Genomic DNA, 11563 nt, shown 5'->3' on the forward strand with positions numbered 1-11563 from the left:
ATCCTGGGCCGCCCCGCCCGCCCGGCGTGAGTGCTAGAAATGGCACATGTCGCAAGGATCCTCGCAGCCTCCGCCGCACTCCCCGACGGCCGGCCCGACGGCCGGCCCGCACCGGGTCGTCGTGATCGTCGACGCCAACTCGAACCCCTTCGAACTCGGCTGCGCCACCGAGGTGTTCGGCCTGCGCAGGCCGGAGGTCGGCCGTGAACTGTACGACTTCCGGCTCTGCTCCCCCGAGCCCAGCACCCTGATGCGGGACGGGTTCTTCACCCTCACCGGGGTCGCCGGCCTGGAGGCGGCCGACACGGCGGACACCCTGATCGTCCCGAACCGGCCCGACGTCGAGGTGCCGCGCCGCCCCGCCGTACTGGAGGCCGTCCGGCGGGCGCACGCGCGGGGCGCGCGGCTGGTCGGGTTCTGCAGCGGCGCCTTCACGCTGGCCGAGGCCGGGGTCCTGGACGGGCGGCGGGCCACCGCGCACTGGCAGTGGGCGGACGACTTCCGGGCCCGCTTCCCGTCCGTCCGGCTCGAACCGGACGTGCTGTTCGTGGACGACGGCGACATCCTGACGGCCGCGGGCAGCGCGGCCGCGCTCGACCTGGGCCTGCACGTGGTGCGCCGCGACCACGGCGCCGAGATCGCCAACGCGGTGAGCCGCCGACTGGTCTTCGCGGCCCACCGGGACGGCGGACAGCGGCAGTTCGTGGAGCGGCCGGTGCCCGAGCGGCCGGACGAGTCGCTGGCGCCGCTGCTGGCCTGGGCGCAGGAGCGGCTGGACGCACCGCTCACCGTCGCCGAGCTGGCGGCGCGCGCGGCGGTCAGCCCGGCCACGCTGCACCGCCGGTTCCGCGCCCAATTGGGCACCACGCCGCTGGCCTGGCTCACCGGGGAACGGGTGGCCCTGGCCTGCCGGCTGATCGAGCGGGGCGAGTCCCGGATGGAGGTGGTCGCGCGCCGCAGCGGGCTGGGCACGGCCGCCAACCTGCGGATGCTGGTGCGCCGGGAGACGGGCATCTCGCCGTCGGCGTACCGGCACCGGTTCGGGCCGGAGGCGAAGCCGAGCTGACGGTGGGCCGTCGGGTCCTTAGGTGATTTCGCCATGGACATGATGATGGCTGATTCTCCACATTGACGCTACGGAACGTCGCAACAAGACTCCATCCCGTCAGCAGTCCACTGCTGCGAACACCACTCTGACGAGGAGTCGCCCGATGCGATCCAGAATCACGGTGTTACTGAGCGCTGCCGTCCTGGCGTTCTTCACAGCGCTAATCGGCGGCGGCCAGGCCACCGCGGCCCCCGGCGCCGCCGCCTTCACCGCCCAGGCCCGAGCCGCCGGACTGACCACCGACCAAGCCGCCTCCCTCCAGGAGAAGGCCGACAGCTACCTCGCCACCACCGGCGGCACCCAAGTCGCCCCCAACCTGATCCAACTCGACGGTGCCACCGTGTACTTGACCGTGCCCGGCGAGGACCACCCGCGCGACCTCACCGGTGACGGGGCCCTCGCCTACGACCCGTGTGCGGGCGGCGGAGCGGACTACAAGCACATGTGCGCCTACCGCGGCACCTGGTACTCCGGTGACGAGGTCGACATGTACAACTGCGGTCGCTACTACTTCAGCACCTGGTCCGGCCCCGGCTCCTGGGACAACAACCAGACCACCAACACCGTTGCCCGCATGTACGGCCCCAGCGGCGCCTGGGTGTTCTCCACCGGCCCCGCCCACAGCCAGGATCCGAACGGCAACTGGTCCCCGGTCCACAGCGTCGTCAACTGCTGACAGGTGACCGGTCGGGCGCGCCGCCGCCGCAGCCCGGTCGTACCGGGCCACGGTCCGCCGCCTGAGGCGCTCACGAGACGGATCCGTCGCAGGGCCGGGCCCCGACTCTCACCGAGCCGGGGCCCGGCCGTGGCTGCGGCCGCCGACGCCCACGCCCACGCCCACGCCGTACGCGACGCCCGCGGCGATGAGCAGCACAGCGGCCGGTACCGCCAGGTTCAGCAGCTGCCGGATGCCCGACGGACGCGGCCGGCAGCACCCCGCACACCAGCAGCGCGAACCAGTAGCGCCGTGCCGTTTCCATCCGCCCGCCGGACCTCTCAGCCGATACCGTCGAGGAACTCCGCGAGCACCCCGTGCAGCGCCTCGGGCCGCTCCAGGTGCAGGTCATGGCCGGTGCCGGGGATGCTGACGGCCATGGTGGCGGGGCCCCGCCGGAGCATCTCCTCGGCCTCCGCCGCCGGGACGAACCCGGACTGGCCCAGCACGACCAGGGTCGGGCAGGCGATCCGCGCCCACTCCGCCAGGTAGGACCGCTGGGTGAGCTCCGCCAGTGAGTCCACCATCACCTCCCGCTCGAAGCGCGGCCACCAGCCGCCCCCGCGTTCCTCCAGTCCGGCCGCCCAGCCCGCGCCGACCGGCCCGCCGCCGAGGAACTCGACGGCCGCCTCGCGGGCGGGGAACGGCGTCGGCCAGGAGTCGAGCCAGCCGCCGACCTCCACGGCCACGTCCGGGTTCGGCCCGCCCGGGCCGGCCTCCACCAGCACCAGGCCACTGACCAGTCCGGGGTGCGCGGCGGCGGTCAGCATGGCCGTGTGCCCGCCCAGCGACTGCCCGGCCAGGACCGGGCGCCGCAGCCCCAACTGCTCCACGACGGCCACCACATCGGCGACGTAGGCGGCACGCGAGACCTCCGGCGGGCGGCGCTCGCTCGCGCCGTGTCCGCGCTGGTCGACCGCGACGACCCGGTACCGGGTGCTCAACTCCGCCGCCAGCGCGTCCCATTCACCGGCGTGGCCGGCGAGCCCGTGCAGCAGCACGACGGGCCGGCCGGGCCCGCCCCAGTCCCGGCAGACGAGCCGAATACCGTCACGCTCCACCAGCCGCTCGGCCCACCCGACGTCGGCCCTCGCCGCCTCCGTCCTCGCCACCTCGGTCCGTACCGCACCGGGCCGTACCGCACCAGGCCGTACCGCGTCGGTCGGCGCCTCGTCGGACCACGCCAGCTCGGGCCGTGTCACGTCGTACCTCCAGGGAATCGGGCGGACCTCGATCATGTCGCACCGCCCGACGCCGCTCAACGGAGGTGCCCGTTCCGCAACACCCGGCCGCCCGGACCGGCACTCCGCCGGTGGGCCAGCCAGCCGACCAGCACCACGAGGGCGGTCACCGGCCAGGTCGAGATGCTCAACGGGCCGGCGAGCAGCGGGTCGACGATGCGGCCCGAGACCTCGCGGGTCAGCGGCAGCGTGAACTCGTTGAGCGACAGGTGCGCAGCGACGGCCGCCCACACCGACCCGGTCGACAACCGGATGGAGGCGATGACCGTACCGAGCAGCATGGCCGTCACCACCGCGACGGGTATGCCCAGCAGTACCGAATGCCCGGGGTAGCTCCCGCCGAGCGCCGTCATCGGGACGTGCCAGGCGCCCCAGATCGCGCCGCCGATCAGCAGTCCGCGGGTCCGGCCGTACCGCAGCAGCCGGGGCAACAGGTAGCCCTGCCAGCCGAGTTCCTCGCCGAAGTACAGCGGTACGGACACCAGCGCGCTCAGCACCAGCGGCACGACCGTGCCGGGCCCGGGCAGGTGCGCGGGGGTGTACCAGCCGGTGAGCGTGGCGACGCTCAGGCCGGCCGCGGTGAGGCCGAGCGGGATCGCCAACGCGACGGAGACGGAACGGAGTTCGTGCCGCCAGGGGGTGGACCGGGTGAGCCCGAGCAGCCGCAGGGCCTCGCGCGGGCCCCGGCCGCGCACGGTGAGGCCGAAGGCGGTCAGGGCCGGCACCAGCATCATCAGGACCATGCACACCGCCGCCAGCCGTGGCGTCCCCTGCGCGGCGCTCGTCCGGCGGAGTCCGTCCAGCCAGAGCGGGATCATGGTGATCCAGGCGCCGACGAAGCTGATCGTCAGGAAGAGCACCAGCTCGGTGCGTGAGCCGCCCGAAGTGTCCGTTCGTTCCAGGTGTTTCATGCGTTTCATGGCCGTGACGCTACGAACCGCGAGCGGGCCGGGACGATCGTGCAGGCGCGTCGACCGATGGTGTAGCACGCTCCACTGCGCCGGGAGCCCGAGGAGGGGAGACTGGCCGCCGTGAACGACACTTCGATGACGAAGCGGGCGTCGCGGGTGACACGCGCGACGCGGGCGGGCGCTGCGCGTTCGGCCCGTGCCGCCGGGTACTGTGCTGCGGTGTTCGTCCGCGGACTGGCCTTGCTCGTGCTGGTGCCCGTCCTCCTGTACTCGGCGGCGCTCTGCCTGGTCGGCGTGGGCCTGCTCGTCCTGCCGCCCGAGCTCCGGCTGCTGCGGTGGCTGGCCGACGGCGAACGCGCCCTGCTGGGACGCTCTGCGGCGCGCTCCACGACGAGCTCCACCGCCCGCTCCACGGCACCGGCCGGACCGCACCCGCGAAGGCGCCTGGCGACGGTCCTCGCCGACCCGGCGACCGGCCGTGACCTGCGCTGGGCGGTCGTCATGGCGGTCGCCGGCACCGTGCTCGGGCTGCTCGGCACGGCGCTGTTCCTGTTCCCGGCGGTCGTGCTCGCGCTCATCGCCCTGTGGTGGCTGTTCCCCGCCGGCGATCCGATCCGGCCGATGCTTAACGTCCCGGTCGACAGCTGGGGGTCCGCGTTCTACGCCGGGGTTCCCCAGTTCCTGCTGAGCGTGCTGCTCGCCCTGTTCGGCCCGCCCCTGCTCGCCAGGACGGCGGCCGCGCTGAGCCGGTGGCTGCTCGCCCCCTCGACCGCCGCGGTCCTCGCCGAGCGCGTGTCCACGCTGGACCGGACCCGCGCCGGCGCGATCGTCGCGCACGGCAACGAGCTGCGCCGCATCGAGCGGGACCTGCACGACGGCACCCAGGCCCGGCTGGTCACCCTCGCCATGCAACTCGGCCTCGCCGAACGGACGCTGGGCTCCGACCCCGCCGCGGTGGGCCCGCTGCTGACCCGGGCCAGGGAGGGCGCCGAGGAGGCGATGGCCGAGCTGCGCGACGTGCTGCGTTCCGTCTACCCGCCGGTCCTCGCCGACCGGGGCCTGGCCGGCGCGGTCTCGGCGGTCGTCGCCCGCTGCCCGGTGCCCGCCACCCTGGAGGTCGGTGAACTCGGCGACGTACCTGCCCAGATCGAGGTCGCCGTGTACTTCGCCGTCACCGAGGCACTCACCAACGCGGCCAAGCACGCCGACGCCGGCGCCGTGACCGTCACCCTGGCCAGGACGGGCGCCACCCTGCGGGCGGAGATCACCGACAACGGTCGAGGCGGCGCGACCGAGGGCGGCGGCGGTACCGGACCACAGGGCACCGGACTGCGCGGCGTGCGGCAGCGCGTCGAGGCGGTCGACGGCGTCCTGCTGGTCCGGAGCCCGGCCGGCGGCCCCACCGTGATCACCGTGGAGTGCCCGTGCGGATCGTGATCGCCGAGGACAACGCGCTGCTCGCGCAGGGGCTCACCGCCCTGCTGGAGGCCGTGGGGAACCAGGTGCTGGCGACTACCGGGGACGCCGGGTCCTTCCTGACGGCCGCCGTCACCCACCGGCCGGACGTGGCCGTGGTGGACGTCCGGCTCCCACCCTCCTTCACCAACGAGGGCATCAGGGCCGCGCTGCACGCCCGGGAACGCGTCCCGGGGCTGCCGATCCTCGTACTCTCCCAGTACGTCGAGGACACCTACGCCCGCGAGCTGCTCGCCGACGGCACCGGCGTCGGCTACCTGCTCAAGGACCGGGTCGCCCGCGTCGACGACTTCCTCGACGCGCTCCACCGGGTGGCGGCCGGCGGCACGGCGCTGGACCCGGACGTGGTCCGGCAGCTGCTCGCGACGCGCACCGACCCGCTGTCCCGGCTCACCGAGCGCGAACGCGAGGTCCTCGCGCTGATGGCCCAGGGGTACGGGAACTCCGAGATCGCCGATCGCCTCGTGGTCACCGAGCGGGCCGTGCACAAGCACGTCGGGAACATCTTCCTGAAACTCGACCTCCCGCCCGAGGACAGCGGCGACCGGCGCGTCCTCGCCGTCCTCACCCACCTCGGCGCTCCTCAGCGCCGCGCCCGCTGAGGCTGTCGGCCAGGAGGGTCGAACCATTCGACGAGACTGCGTGGTGCTGTGTGTCGGCGCCTCCGTGGTGGAGGCCGACCTAGCTGCGGTTGGCAGCAGGCGGTAGGCGGCTGGGCCCCCGGGTGGGGCCCAGCCGCTTCAGGGCCGCGGGTCGATCGGGGTGAGGGTGCCGAGGCGGTCCTCGACGTTCTGGGCGGCGGCCAGGCAGAGATCCTCGCGGAACGGCCGCCCGACGAGTTGCACGCCGGTGGGCAGACCGTCGGCGTCCAGTCCGGTGGGGACGGCGACGGCCGGGACGCCGACGAAGCTGGTGACCGAGCAGAGCCGCCTGGCCGCGCCGAACCGGTCCCGGCCCGCCTGGTCCCGGGACTCCAGACCCGGTTCGACCGGCGGCTCGGTGAAGACCGGGCCCAGCAGCAGCGGGTACTCGTCGAGGAACTCCGTCCAGGAGCGGCGGATGTTCATCCAGGTGCCCATCAGAGCGATCAGCCCAGGGGCGTCGACGGGCGGGGCGCTGCGCATGGCCAGCTCGATGAAGCGGTCACCGCCCTCGCCCAGCAACTGCCGTACGGCGGGCCAACTGGGGGCGAACTCGGTGTGGGTGAGCCGGAGGTAGGCGTCCAGGGCCTCGTCCAGCCGGGGGACGTCGGGGACCTCGCGGACCTCGTACCCGGCGTCGCGCAGGGCCTCGGCGGCGGCCTCGACGGCGCGGCGGACGGTGGGGTGGACACCGTGGCTGCCCGGGTCGGCGACGACGGCGACCTTGGGCTTGCCGGCGAGCGGGTCACCGTACAGCGGTGCGGGTACGGCGCGCGGGTCCCGGGGGTCGGGGCCGGCCAGGGTCTCGTAGGCGAGCCGCAGGTCGGCCACCGTACGCGCCAACGGGCCGTCGGTGACGAGCAGTTGGGAGGCCGGTCCGGGGTCGTCCGGGCCCAGCATGCGCTGGTCGGCGGCGAACCGGCCGGTGGTCGGCTTGAGCGCGGCGACGCCGCAGAAGGCGGCCGGGATCCGGAGCGAGCCGCCGGAGTCGTTGCCGAGCCCGAGCGCGGCCATGCCGGTGGCCACCGCCACGCCGTCCCCGCCGCTGCTGCCACCGGGGGTGCGGGTGGCGTCCCACGGGTTACGGGTGTCGCCGTACAGCTCGCTGCGGGTGTGCATCCCGGCCAGGATCAGGGTGGGCAGGTTGCTGTGCCCGATCGGGATCGCCCCGGCGGCGCGCAGCCGGGCGACCGGGATGGCGTCGGCGGGAGCCGTGAGCCCGCGGAAGCGCGGGGTACCGAAGGTGGTCGGGACGCCCTCGATGCGGATGCACTCCTTGACCGTGAACGGCACCCCGGCGAGCGGGCCGAGCCGCTCGCCGGTGGCGCGGAGCCGGTCGGTCTCCCGGGCGGCGGCGCGGCCGCGGTCGGCGAGGACCTGGGTGACGGCGTTGACGTGCGGGTTGACCTCGGCGATGCGGGTGAGGTGGGCGTCCATCACCTCGAGCGCGGACACCTCGCCGCTGCGGACCGCGGCGGCGATGGCGGTGGCGGGGAGTTTCCACATGGGGGCTCTCCTGACGTGTTCCGATGCGGTTGCATCGGAACCTTAGCCGGGGAACCGATACGATCGCATCGGAATAACGGGATGGCGGGACAACGGGTTGGGAGGCGAGTGGCGGATGCCCAAGCAGGTGGACCACGAGGAGCGGCGTCGACGGATCGCCGAGGCGGTGTGCGCGCTGATCGACGCACAGGGGCTGGAGGGCGTCACCCTGCGGGACGTCGCCGTCCGCGCCGAGGTCTCGGTGGGCGCCGTCCAACGCTGCTTCCGCACCAAGGAGGAGATGCTGCAGTTCGCCCTCGGCCACATCGGCGAACGCGTCACCGAACGGGCACACGGCCGGGTGCTGGGCAGCCCCGCACAGTCCGCCGCGAGCACGGTGGGCCACGTGGTCGGCGAGGTCGCGCTGCTGGGCGACGAACGCCGGGCGGAGGCACGGATCTGGCTGGCCTTCCTCGCCGCGGCCGCCGTCAACCCGGCACTGGCGGCCGGCCTCCGGAACAGCTACACGGGCCTGGAAGGGCTGCTGGCCCGACTGGTCGAGGAGACGGGCGTCGACGCCGAAGGCGCCCGGCGCGAGGCCCGCACCCTGCTCGCCCTCGCCGACGGACTCACCGGACACGTGCTGGTCGGCCACCGCACGGCGGCGGAGGCCGAGGAACTCCTGCACGCGCACCTGGCCGGGCTCTGGGCTCGGGCCGGGGACTAGGCGAGCCCGACACACGCACTCGCGCGACGGACTTCGGTTCAGGGTCCTCCTGGCCGGCAACGCTCAGTTCACTCCAGCGTTGGCCTTCGCGATCAACTCCGCCAGCTCGCTGAGCGAGTCGATCCGGAAAGTCGCCCGGTCGAACACCACTGCACGAATCATGGCGGCAGCCTAACGAAGCCACCCCCCTGCCGCGCCGGGGGCCGGGCGCGGCAGGGGCTTCGATCCGGCGGGTCAGTGGCGGTGGTGGTTGTCGGGTTGGGCCGGGTCGCCGGGGTGCTCCAATCCCTCGACCAGGGTGAGGCGTCGGGCCCGTTCGTGGTCGAGCCAGCGGACGAACTCCGCCCTTCGTGCGGCTTCCCGGGGTGCCAGCGGGTGGTCACAGTCGCACCGGCCCGCCGAGCACACTGCTCGGCGGGCCGGCAACCGCGCTCCCCGATCGCCCATACGTCGCCACCGGTGTCGTCCAGCGATCTCGGCCTGCGACGAACCCGGCCACCACCCCGACAGCGAAGACGGGCCCACCGCATCGGCCTGGCAGCAGTGACAGCACTTCTCATCGCACTGAAAGTGCAGACGAGTTCAGGTGTCACCGGCGGAGGCGCGGCGGACCGCCTGGGCGGCGGGGGCATCACGCCACCGACCGCGGCGAAAGGAGGTCGTACGCCGAGCCCCAACCGTGCGTGAGGTCCTGCGCCTCACACGCTCCCAGGATCTCGAACCACACGACCTTGCCCTCCCCCGCCGGGTGCCAGCCCCAAGCGTCGGCAAGCGCCTCAACCAGCATCAACCCACGTCCACTGGTCGATTCCGGGTCCGCTGCACAGCGTTCGAAGTTCGGGACGGGATCCTCGACCTCGACTCGCAGCCGTTCGCCGACTCGGCGAACGGTCACCGTACACCTCGCCTTCGCGTGCTCCATCGCGTTCGCGATCACCTCACTCGCGCAGAGCTCCAGTTCTTGTAGTGCTTCTGCGGAGAACGGCATGCCCCAGACGCGCGCGATCTCCAACACCAACCTCCGTGCCGGCGGGACCGCCGCACCGTCCGGCGGCACACCCCACTCCAACGGCACGGGGAATCGAGCTGTCTTGAGCGGGCTGACGATGAGCCCTCGATGTGCCATGTCAGGCATGTGATCCCACATTCCGTAGTCGCTCCGCGCCAGGCGGTGATGTAGGAATCGTCGGCTCTCACCCAGGCCCCCTGAACCCCCTTGGTGCGACCTCTGGGGGACTTTTGAGAGCCTTTCACCGTTCACGAGGCGAGTGAGAGTCTTGCATGCGTCCCTGCCAGCCGTATGGTTGATGTGGCATCAGCAGCTCGGAGGACATCATGCCCCGGTCCATCGGCAACACCGCTCTCAAGGCCGCCCGCCAGGCTCGCGGCCTCTCCAGCCAACAGGCGCTCGCATCCGCCCTGCATGACGCAGCCCGCCAGCTCGGCCTTGGGGAGATCGTCGTCAGTCGCAAACAGATCGGGCGGTGGGAGTCTCCCAACCCGCCCTGGCCGCGCGATGACCACCAGCAGCTTCTCACCTACGTCCTGCGCCTGCCGATCGAGGACCTCGGGTTCCGGGCGCCGTGGGACGACAGCGTCCGGCCGGGGCCGAACGGGGCCCGGCCGCTCACGGGCCGTCGCCCTTCGGCCGCCCATGCGCTGCCGAGGCCGGCCGCTGCATCCGCGACGCAGCCACCGACCGTGGGTGCGGACTTCGCTGCGGTCACCGAGGCCCATCGACGCCTCTACTGGAGCGTTCCGCCCGCCACGCTGCACCAGGCGGTCGCCGAGCACGCCAACCTGGGTGCGGCTCTGCTGGCCGAGACCGACGGCATCGCCCGAAGGGTGCTCGCGTCCGCCCTCGCGGAGAGCCTTCTCCTCGCGGGCCGGATCCAGTTCTTCGACCTCCGCCAGCCGGAGGTCGCCGATGCCACGTTCGTACGTGCCCTGCAAGCCGCAGGTGAGGCCGATGACCCGCTGCTCGGCGCGGCCATCCTCGGGCACTCCGCGTTCGTCCCGGGCTGGGCGGGGCGCCGCGAGGACACCGCCGAGCGGATGCGGGCTGCCCGCACGTACGCCCGGCGGGGACCCGCCTCTGCAGAGTTGCTGGCGTGGCTCGACGCCGTGGAGGCGGAATGCCTGACCCGCTGCGGCGACCACCGGCAAGCGCTGACGATCCTGCGCCGGGCGGAGGAGACCATGAGCACGGGCGGCGAGCACCGCAGCCCCGAGTGGTTCACCTGGTTCTCGTCCACCCGGCTGGCAGCCTTCAAGGGAAGCACGGAGCTGGCAGCCGGCCTGATCCCCCAGGCCCGAACCACCCTTGAGGCGGTGCTCGCGGATCTGCCCGAGACGGCCGGCAAGCAGCGAGTGGTGGTTCTCGGCGACCTCGCAGCCGTCGAGGCCGCCGCTCGACGGCCTGATGCGGCATGCGCTCTGCTGGAGCAGGCACTCGATCAGCTGGGCGCGACCTGGTACGCCACCGGAATGGAGCGCATCCGAGAGGCCCGCCGGGCGCTCGCGAGCTGGCAGGACTCTGACTCGGTCCGCCGCGTCGACGACCGCCTCTACTCCTGGGCGGCAACGCTCAGTTCACTCCAGCGTTAGCCTTCGCGATCAGCTCCGCCAGCTCGCTGAGCGAGTCGATCCGGAAGGTCGCCCGATCGGCTGCGGGGTCGTGCTGCTGGATCCAGCCCCACGGCCCCCGACGGATCAGTGCCGTGCACATCCCGGCCCGGGCAGCCGGAAGTACGTCGTTGTCGAGGCGGTCGCCGACGTAGAGGATCTCCTCCGGTCGCGCCGGGACCGCTTTCGCGACGCGCTCGAAGAACGCCGGATCCGGCTTGCTCGCGCCCCAGTCGTCGGAGGTGCCGATCAGGTCGACGTCGTCCGTGAACAGCCGGCGCAGGATCGCGCCGGCCCGCACCGTCTGGTTGCCCGCGATCGCGAGCCAGAGGCCCTCCGCCCTCAACTGCGCGAGGGCCGGTCGGACGTCGGCATACAGGTCGTCCTCGCCGAACGTCTCGGGCTGACCGGCTGCCGCCCGCTTCTCGCGCTCCTCGTACAGGTCGAATCCCGGCCGGAAGACCTGGAACGTCTCGCGGTAGTCGCGGCCCTCCGCGATCACGGCGCCGAACTGCGCGACGAAGGTGTGCCGAGGCACGCCCAGCCAATCCGCCCAGGTACCGTACTCCCGGGTCTCGTCCACCAAGCACTCGCCGACATCGAACACCACTGCACGAATCATGGCGGCAGCCTA

11 protein-coding genes are annotated in these 11563 nt (G+C 73.0%); 6 read left to right on the plus strand and 5 right to left on the minus strand.

The window, feature by feature from the left end:
• The first annotated feature begins 46 nt into the window (after positions 1 to 46).
• Together ACZ4W5_RS13375 and ACZ4W5_RS13380 are read left to right on the plus strand one after the other, a co-directional pair.
• On the plus strand, positions 47 to 1066 hold the full coding sequence (locus ACZ4W5_RS13375) for a helix-turn-helix domain-containing protein (RefSeq protein ID WP_465654305.1): 1020 nt from the start codon (positions 47 to 49) through the stop codon (positions 1064 to 1066).
• A 145-nt stretch (positions 1067 to 1211) separates the two neighbouring features.
• Positions 1212 to 1784, plus strand: coding sequence for a peptidase inhibitor family I36 protein (locus tag ACZ4W5_RS13380; RefSeq protein WP_465654307.1), 573 nt, complete (start codon positions 1212 to 1214; stop codon positions 1782 to 1784).
• A 320-nt stretch (positions 1785 to 2104) separates the two neighbouring features.
• Here the strand turns inward: ACZ4W5_RS13380 and ACZ4W5_RS13385 are convergent, their stop codons facing one another.
• Positions 2105 to 2884, minus strand: a complete 780-nt coding sequence (locus ACZ4W5_RS13385; RefSeq protein WP_465654396.1) for an alpha/beta fold hydrolase — start codon at positions 2882 to 2884, stop codon at positions 2105 to 2107.
• A gap of 197 nt (positions 2885 to 3081) precedes the next feature.
• Entirely contained in the window at positions 3082 to 3984 is a 903-nt protein-coding gene (locus ACZ4W5_RS13390) for a CPBP family intramembrane glutamic endopeptidase (protein WP_465654309.1), read from the minus strand.
• A gap of 210 nt (positions 3985 to 4194) precedes the next feature.
• Here ACZ4W5_RS13390 and ACZ4W5_RS13395 point away from each other — a divergent pair, with 210 nt between their 5' ends.
• Together ACZ4W5_RS13395 and ACZ4W5_RS13400 are read left to right on the plus strand one after the other, a co-directional pair.
• Complete coding sequence (locus tag ACZ4W5_RS13395; protein ID WP_465654311.1) at positions 4195 to 5412, plus strand: sensor histidine kinase; 1218 nt, start codon at positions 4195 to 4197, stop codon at positions 5410 to 5412.
• A complete protein-coding gene (locus ACZ4W5_RS13400; protein WP_465654313.1) occupies positions 5400 to 6053 on the plus strand; it encodes a LuxR C-terminal-related transcriptional regulator in 654 nt (217 codons plus the stop codon). The genes ACZ4W5_RS13395 and ACZ4W5_RS13400 overlap by 13 nt, the downstream gene beginning before the upstream one ends.
• A 138-nt stretch (positions 6054 to 6191) precedes the next feature.
• On the opposite strand, the gene ACZ4W5_RS13405 is transcribed toward ACZ4W5_RS13400, so the two are convergent.
• Entirely contained in the window at positions 6192 to 7598 is a 1407-nt protein-coding gene (locus tag ACZ4W5_RS13405; RefSeq protein ID WP_465654315.1) for an amidase, read from the minus strand.
• Between the two features lie 115 nt (positions 7599 to 7713).
• Here ACZ4W5_RS13405 and ACZ4W5_RS13410 point away from each other — a divergent pair, with 115 nt between their 5' ends.
• Positions 7714 to 8304: a TetR/AcrR family transcriptional regulator gene (locus ACZ4W5_RS13410; protein ID WP_465654317.1), complete on the plus strand. Its 591-nt coding sequence runs from the start codon at positions 7714 to 7716 to the stop codon at positions 8302 to 8304.
• Positions 8305 to 8935: 631 nt separating this feature from the next.
• On the opposite strand, the gene ACZ4W5_RS13415 is transcribed toward ACZ4W5_RS13410, so the two are convergent.
• Positions 8936 to 9451 (minus strand): ATP-binding protein, encoded by a 516-nt coding sequence (locus tag ACZ4W5_RS13415; protein ID WP_465654319.1) that lies wholly within the window; start codon positions 9449 to 9451, stop codon positions 8936 to 8938.
• 188 nt (positions 9452 to 9639) lie between these two features.
• Here ACZ4W5_RS13415 and ACZ4W5_RS13420 point away from each other — a divergent pair, with 188 nt between their 5' ends.
• Positions 9640 to 10911, plus strand: a complete 1272-nt coding sequence (locus ACZ4W5_RS13420; RefSeq protein WP_465654321.1) for a transcriptional regulator — start codon at positions 9640 to 9642, stop codon at positions 10909 to 10911.
• Here the strand turns inward: ACZ4W5_RS13420 and ACZ4W5_RS13425 are convergent.
• Complete coding sequence (locus tag ACZ4W5_RS13425) at positions 10892 to 11551, minus strand: HAD family hydrolase (protein ID WP_465654323.1); 660 nt, start codon at positions 11549 to 11551, stop codon at positions 10892 to 10894. The two genes, ACZ4W5_RS13420 and ACZ4W5_RS13425, sit on opposite strands and share 20 nt — an antisense overlap.
• Positions 11552 to 11563: the final 12 nt, after the last annotated feature.

The sequence above is a fragment of the Kitasatospora sp. NPDC029367 genome, from assembly GCF_055569135.1.

What these genes read in the sequence shown, in the direction of transcription:
- ACZ4W5_RS13415 (WP_465654319.1), bottom strand. Translation starts at nt 9,451, where the DNA reads ATGTGGGATCACATGCCTGACATGGCACATCGAGGGCTCATCGTCAGC.
- ACZ4W5_RS13375 (WP_465654305.1), top strand. Translation starts at nt 47, where the DNA reads ATGTCGCAAGGATCCTCGCAGCCTCCGCCGCACTCCCCGACGGCCGGC.
- ACZ4W5_RS13425 (WP_465654323.1), bottom strand. Translation starts at nt 11,551, where the DNA reads ATGATTCGTGCAGTGGTGTTCGATGTCGGCGAGTGCTTGGTGGACGAG.
- ACZ4W5_RS13420 (WP_465654321.1), top strand. Translation starts at nt 9,640, where the DNA reads ATGCCCCGGTCCATCGGCAACACCGCTCTCAAGGCCGCCCGCCAGGCT.
- ACZ4W5_RS13380 (WP_465654307.1), top strand. Translation starts at nt 1,212, where the DNA reads ATGCGATCCAGAATCACGGTGTTACTGAGCGCTGCCGTCCTGGCGTTC.
- ACZ4W5_RS13405 (WP_465654315.1), bottom strand. Translation starts at nt 7,598, where the DNA reads ATGTGGAAACTCCCCGCCACCGCCATCGCCGCCGCGGTCCGCAGCGGC.
- ACZ4W5_RS13390 (WP_465654309.1), bottom strand. Translation starts at nt 3,984, where the DNA reads ATGAAACGCATGAAACACCTGGAACGAACGGACACTTCGGGCGGCTCA.
- ACZ4W5_RS13410 (WP_465654317.1), top strand. Translation starts at nt 7,714, where the DNA reads ATGCCCAAGCAGGTGGACCACGAGGAGCGGCGTCGACGGATCGCCGAG.